We start from the raw sequence: 6,186 nt of genomic DNA, 5'->3' as shown, positions 1-6,186 counted from the left end.
CGCTGCTTGAGGGCCTTGTTATAAGAGGGCCAGTTGGTGATTTTAAAATTTTGTTTTGCCATGGAGACCTGATTTTGAAACAACTGTGGTGATCTGCTCCGATGATTACCCAAAAGTTCTATTTATTCAACAAAGCCCACCTAATACGGAAACCACCAGCATAGGTATGCTTACCACAAACAGTGAAGCCAGCACAATCACCACATCAACCGCCATTTGTAACTTGCCAGCGCGTATGCCGTAGTGATCCTGAAGGTAGAGCGCCAAGATATTCACGCCACCCCCACCCAGACTGGCCTTGTGACGAAACAGCACAATAAAGCCTAGCACAATGATGATGTTGCCAAACAGCGTGGCATAGAAAGGCTGAAGTCTATCGAAGTGAATAAACAGCGGATGCACGTCTGACAGTAGGGAAACCAACCCGACGGCACAGAAGATCTTGATGGTGAAATGCCAGCCCATGCGGCGAACGGCCAGATAATAAAACGGCAGATTGACGGCTTTGTTGAATAATAGGTAATCATGCTGTTTTTCCGTGCCAGTTTTGGTTGAAAATGCTTGTCATCTCAGGTTTACACTTTTCTCATGAGGCCTAACTGCATGATTTTACGTTGCGAGGATCCGTCGTTTCACTGAGCTGCCAGCATAAAATCTATTTATTCAACAAAGCCCAGATTGACCAGAAAGAAAAATGGTGCCAAATGAAATATGCGTGATATAGTGCAGCAGGAATGCCACCCCTGCCGTGCCGCCGGTGAGTGCGCCGGATTGACGCAACAGGATGATCCCAAAAGACACCATCAATGAGCCAATCAGCAGTGCCAGAACATCTTCCAGCGGCGTGTGTTTTAGATTTTCAGTTGCGACAACGTTATCCATGGTGTGCTCAATGGTAGAAAAAATCAAAATGTGACGCAAGAAAAGCAAAAAGTGCACTAAAAATGGCGCTGAAAGTGGAGGGGATGGCGCATTAACACGGATAATAAATATAACTTATTGAAATACAGTAATTATCATCCGCATGAAAAGTGCATTAAATCCAATTTTTTGCGTAATTAACGCATTATTTAATGGTTTTGTGCGTGATGTGACGGTGGGGTGCACCAAAAAGAAGCGTCTTGCCCTAATAGGGTGCAAACCTTCAGTCAGGCAGCATCAATCCATTTTCTTTCAGCCGATTCAGCACAACTGAGGTCTTCAGGTGGGAAACGCTTTTATTCTGCGACAAGATGCGACTGATCAGATCGCTCAGTCCTTGCAGATCGGCTACCGCAACTTTCAGTAAATATTCGGCATCGCCGGTGGTTTTGTAGGCATCAATGATCGCATCTATCTCTCCTAACATCTGGTGAAAGCGCTCTACGTAGTCGGCGGTATGGTTGATCGGGCGCACTTCGATCAAACCGAGACATTCCAGACCGATGGCGTTGGGTGCTAGGCGGGCGTGGTAGCCCGGGATCTGCCCAGCCTGCTCAAGCGCAATGCGACGGCGCGAACACTGCGATGCGGATAACCCGATCAGCTCGCTTAATTCCTGATTGGTCAAGCGGCCGTTGGTTTGCAGTAAGGTCAGCATTTTCAAATCATAATCGTCTATCTGGTACATAGTGCTTTATACGTATGATGTATCGGGAGATAAAACAGACTAACAGCTTTTTATCACTGCGTGCCGCTTCTTTTTATATCCCGGCCCTACAGGGAATTGCACGATAAAAGGGCGTGCACCGTGCTGGCGCAATATCGTGCGTATGCTGATGCAATTAAGGGCGTTCCGTGCATAAAGGTGCCTGTTTATGCATCAATCTGTTTTTTGCCTCCATGCAATATCATGTTAAGTGATAATAAAAATAATGAGTATATTCATGATATTAGTTTCATTTATGACCGGAATTCGCCGTTGCCTTGCTGAGGCTGTCCTGGTTGTTGCCATGAGATTGCCAACACAACATCTTGTTCGGGGAATGTCATGGATACGTCGCAGACAACGGATCAGCTTAAAAGAGGGTTAAAAAACCGCCATATCCAGTTGATTGCATTAGGGGGCGCGGTTGGCACCGGGCTGTTTTTAGGGATTGCGCAAACCATCAAAATGGCCGGGCCATCGGTATTGCTGGGCTATGCGATTGCCGGGATTATTGCTTTTTTCATCATGCGTCAGTTAGGGGAAATGGTTGTGGAGGAGCCCGTAGCCGGTTCATTTATCCATTTCGCCAATAAATATTGGGGCAGCTTTGCCGGTTTTATGTCCGGTTGGAACTACTGGGTGCTCTATGTATTGGTCAGTATGGCAGAGCTTTCTGCGGTCGGGATTTACATTCAATACTGGTTTCCCGATGTGCCGACCTGGGTTTCGGCGGCCGTTTTCTTCCTGCTGATTAACGCCATTAACCTCACTAATGTGAAGGTTTATGGCGAAATGGAATTCTGGTTTGCCATCATTAAAGTGGAGGCGATTATTGGCATGATTGCGTTCGGCTGCTATCTACTGATAAGCGGAAGTGGCGGGCCGGAGGCCAGCGTGGCTAACCTGTGGCAACACGGCGGGTTTTTCCCCAATGGTTTTGGTGGCATGGTGATGGCGATGGCGGTCATCATGTTCTCCCTTGGCGGTCTTGAACTGGTCGGAATCACTGCCGCTGATGCCGATCGGCCAGAAAAAAGTATTCCGCACGCCACCAATCAGGTTATTTATCGCATTCTGCTGTTTTATGTGGGCGCGTTGGCGGTGCTGCTGTCGCTGTACCCCTGGCAGAAAGTGGTGGAAGGCGGCAGCCCGTTTGTGCTGATTTTCCACGCGCTGGATAGCAACGCGGTGGCAACCGTGCTGAATCTGGTGGTGCTGTCTGCGGCGCTCTCGGTGTACAACAGTTGCGTCTATTGCAACAGCCGTATGCTGTTTGGCCTGGCTAAACAGGGCAACGCCCCTCGCGCACTGTTGAGCATCAACAAACGCGGTATTCCGCTGAACGCGTTGGGCGTATCAGCGCTGGCAACCGGGCTGTGCGTGGTATTGAACTACCTGATACCGGGCAAAGCGTTTGAGCTGCTGATGGCGCTGGTGGTGTCCGCGTTAGTGATCAACTGGGCGATGATTTGCATTACACACCTCAAGTTCCGCCATGCGATGCAAGCGGCCGCCAAGGAAACGCGTTTTAAAAGCTGGGGCCATCCGCTGACCAACGTGATTTGCCTGCTGTTTCTGGCGGGCATTCTGGTGATCATGGCGATGACGCCCGGTATCCAGATCTCGGTATGGCTGATTCCCGTGTGGCCGGTGGCAATGGTTGTGGCTTATCGGGTGAAGAACCGTAACAGCACCCCGGCAGATATCGCGGTCAGTGATGTGTAATTGATGTGTAATTGATTAGGAAAGGCGTACCCTGTTGTACGCCTTTCTTACGCATTAATCGTCGAGGTACTCCAGCGCCAGGCGCTGTGTCACACGGGTAATCAGTTCGTAAGCGCTGATCTTGGTGTGTGCAGCGATCCGCTCGACGGGCAGCGCCTCTCCCCACAATATCACTTCATCGCCCACCTGCTCCTGTGCATCGTGTCCCAAATCGACCGTCAACATATCCATCGATACGCGTCCCACCAACGGCACCTCACGGCCATTGAGCAGTACTGGTGTACCCAACGGCGCTGAGCGCGGATAGCCATCGCCACAGCCCATTGCTAACACGCCGAGCAGGGTATCGCGCTCGCTGGTCCAGATACAGCAGTAACCCTCGGCTTCACCCGCTTTGTGCTCACGCACCGCGATCAGGTGCGAAGTGAGCGTCATGGCGGGTTGCAGTCCAAAATGCGTGGCGGTTTCAGTGGCCAGTGGTGATACGCCGTAGAGAATAATCCCCGGCCGTACCTGATTACGGTGTGCCTGTGGCCACAGCAGAATGCCGCCGGAAGCCGCGATAGATTGCGCGCCGGGCTTCCCTTCGACAAAAGCATCAAAGCAGGCGATCTGTTTCAGGGTGGTATTGAACTCTGGCTCATCGGCGCGGCAAAAATGGCTCATGATATTCACCGGTTGCACCACATTGCGACACTGGGTCAGCCGTTGATAAAACGCTTCCGCTTTATCGGGACGCACACCCAAACGGTGCATGCCCGTATCCAGCTTCATCCACACGGTAAGAGGGTGCGGCAAATCGGCCTGCTCCAAGGCTTCCAACTGCTCGACGCTGTGCACCGCGGTTTCCAATTGATGCTGCGCCAGTAAGGGAAGGTCGTCGGCAGAGAAAAACCCTTCCAGCAGCAGGATGGGTTTGGTGATGCACGCTTGGCGCAGTGCCAACGCCTCCGAGAGTCGGGCGACGCCGAAGCAGTCGGCATCCTGAAGGGTGGTGGCGCATTCCACTGCACCGTGGCCGTATGCATTGTCCTTGACGACGGCGACCAGCCGACTGTTAGGCGCTAACTGGCGCACGCGCTGCATATTGTGACGCAACGCGCGGCGACTGATGACGGCGGTTGCCGTTTTCATTTCTACTGTCCTTAGCGCTGCCCGCTCAGGTGCGCTATTTATTCATCATCGTATTGTGTACCGGCGTAATTATCAAAACGCGACCACTGCCCGTTGAAGGTCAACCGAACGGTACCAATAGGGCCGTTACGCTGTTTCCCTAAGATAATCTCAGCGATGCCTTTCAAATCGCTGTTTTCATGATAAACCTCATCACGATAGATAAACATAATCAGGTCAGCATCCTGCTCGATAGATCCGGATTCACGCAGGTCGGAGTTGACCGGGCGTTTGTCCGCTCGCTGCTCCAGACTACGGTTAAGCTGAGAGAGTGCGACCACAGGCACTTGCAATTCTTTTGCCAATGCTTTGAGAGAACGGGAAATTTCGGCGATCTCAAGTGTTCGGTTATCCGAAAGGGAGGGCACCCGCATCAGTTGCAGGTAGTCGATCATGATCAGGCTGAGGCCATCATGCTCGCGGAAAACGCGGCGCGCACGGGAGCGCACTTCCGTGGGCGTCAGGCCGGAAGAGTCATCGATATACATGTTCTTCTTCTCCAGCAGGATGCCCATGGTGCTGGAGATGCGCGCCCAGTCCTCGTCGTCCAACTGCCCGGTACGGATACGGGTTTGATCCACGCGCGACAACGAGGCCAGCATACGCATCATGATCTGTTCGCCGGGCATTTCCAGGCTGAAGATCAGCACCGGCTTTTCTTGCATCATGGCGGCGTTTTCGCACAGGTTCATGGCGAACGTGGTTTTCCCCATTGAGGGGCGTGCCGCGACGATGATCAAATCCGATTTTTGCAGTCCGGCGGTTTTTTTATCCAGATCCTGATAGCCACTGGAAACGCCGGTTACCCCGTCGTGCGGACGTTGATACAACTGCTCGATACGTGAGACGGTATCTTCCAGAATGCGATCGATACTTTTTGGGCCTTCATCCTTGCTGGCACGGTTTTCCGCGATCTGAAACACGCGTGACTCCGCCAGATCCAGCAGATCTTCACTGCTGCGGCCCTGTGGATCGTAGCCTGCATCAGCGATTTCATGGGCTACAGCGATCATCTCACGCACCACCGCCCGTTCGCGCACGATCTCGGCATAGGCACTGATGTTGGCGGCGCTGGGGGTGTTTTTCGCCAGTTCTGCCAGATAAGCAAAACCGCCGACCGTGTCCAGTTCGCCTTTTTGCTCCAGCGACTCGGACAGGGTGATGAGATCGATGGGCTTGTTCAATTCCAACAGGCGCTGCATTTCGCTGAAAATCAGACGGTGGGCGCGGTTGTAGAAATCGTTGGCGACGACGCGTTCTGCGACGTTATCCCAGCGCTCGTTGTCGAGCATCAAGCCGCCCAGAACCGACTGTTCCGCTTCCAACGAGTGGGGCGGAAGCTTTAACCCTTCCACCTGTCGATCGCGGGGCTGTTTCGATGGGGGTGCGGTGCGCTTTTCTGCCATGGGATTACGTTCTTTATTGGTTGATTTGTCATTCCATAAGGAGGCATTGTATACGAAACTGACGTGATAAAAATGCGCACGTGTGTTTATCGCACCGGACTGCATCAGGAGAAAACAGGCTTTGTTGAATAAATCAGAACTTGTAACGACTGCGCCCCATACTGGTCGATTGTTACGTGATGCGAATACTGTTCGGCATTCCTAATAGCGTGATCCGGTTAAGCGCTTTGACCATGGCCATGGCTTCACCCACCT

At 52.2% G+C, this 6,186-nt stretch carries 4 protein-coding genes and 3 pseudogenes; 1 reads left to right on the top strand and 6 read right to left on the bottom strand.

Annotation, left to right across the window (positions count from 1 at the left end):
- Window positions 1-126 precede the first annotated feature (126 nt).
- The 3 genes and pseudogenes from QZ506_RS05205 to QZ506_RS05195 all read right to left on the bottom strand — a co-directional run.
- Window positions 127-504: pseudogene (locus QZ506_RS05205) on the bottom strand (YitT family protein); the annotation flags it as partial.
- 180 nt (window positions 505-684) lie between these two features.
- Window positions 685-882, bottom strand: a pseudogene (locus QZ506_RS05200) (YitT family protein); the annotation flags it as partial.
- Between the two features lie 262 nt (window positions 883-1,144).
- A complete protein-coding gene (locus tag QZ506_RS05195) occupies window positions 1,145-1,609 on the bottom strand; it encodes an Lrp/AsnC family transcriptional regulator (protein WP_291969543.1) in 465 nt (154 codons plus the stop codon).
- Window positions 1,610-1,969: 360 nt separating this feature from the next.
- Between QZ506_RS05195 and QZ506_RS05190 the strand changes: the two genes are divergently transcribed.
- Window positions 1,970-3,352 carry an amino acid permease gene (locus QZ506_RS05190; RefSeq protein WP_291969541.1) on the top strand — a complete coding sequence of 461 codons (1,383 nt, stop codon included), beginning with the start codon at window positions 1,970-1,972 and terminating at the stop codon, window positions 3,350-3,352.
- A gap of 54 nt (window positions 3,353-3,406) precedes the next feature.
- Here the strand turns inward: QZ506_RS05190 and alr are convergent, their stop codons facing one another.
- The 3 genes and pseudogenes from alr to QZ506_RS05175 form a co-directional block, all read right to left on the bottom strand.
- Entirely contained in the window at window positions 3,407-4,486 is a 1,080-nt protein-coding gene (alr, locus tag QZ506_RS05185; RefSeq protein ID WP_291969539.1) for an alanine racemase, read from the bottom strand.
- Between the two features lie 38 nt (window positions 4,487-4,524).
- The gene (dnaB, locus tag QZ506_RS05180) at window positions 4,525-5,931 is read right to left on the bottom strand and encodes a replicative DNA helicase (RefSeq protein WP_291969538.1); all 1,407 of its coding nucleotides are present in this window, start codon (window positions 5,929-5,931) and stop codon (window positions 4,525-4,527) included.
- Window positions 5,932-6,103: 172 nt separating this feature from the next.
- Window positions 6,104-6,186: pseudogene (locus QZ506_RS05175) on the bottom strand (lipoprotein); the annotation flags it as partial.

It is taken from the genome of Candidatus Symbiopectobacterium sp., from assembly GCF_020054415.1.
Lineage (GTDB): Bacteria > Pseudomonadota > Gammaproteobacteria > Enterobacterales > Enterobacteriaceae > Symbiopectobacterium.
This window is presented reverse-complemented; position numbering and strand designations above follow the sequence as displayed.

Bases quoted from the DNA above. Each gene is read 5' to 3' on its own strand.
- QZ506_RS05195 (WP_291969543.1), bottom strand. From the start codon at position 1,609: ATGTACCAGATAGACGATTATGATTTGAAAATGCTGACCTTACTGCAA.
- QZ506_RS05190 (WP_291969541.1), top strand. From the start codon at position 1,970: ATGGATACGTCGCAGACAACGGATCAGCTTAAAAGAGGGTTAAAAAAC.
- alr (WP_291969539.1), bottom strand. From the start codon at position 4,486: ATGAAAACGGCAACCGCCGTCATCAGTCGCCGCGCGTTGCGTCACAAT.
- dnaB (WP_291969538.1), bottom strand. From the start codon at position 5,931: ATGGCAGAAAAGCGCACCGCACCCCCATCGAAACAGCCCCGCGATCGA.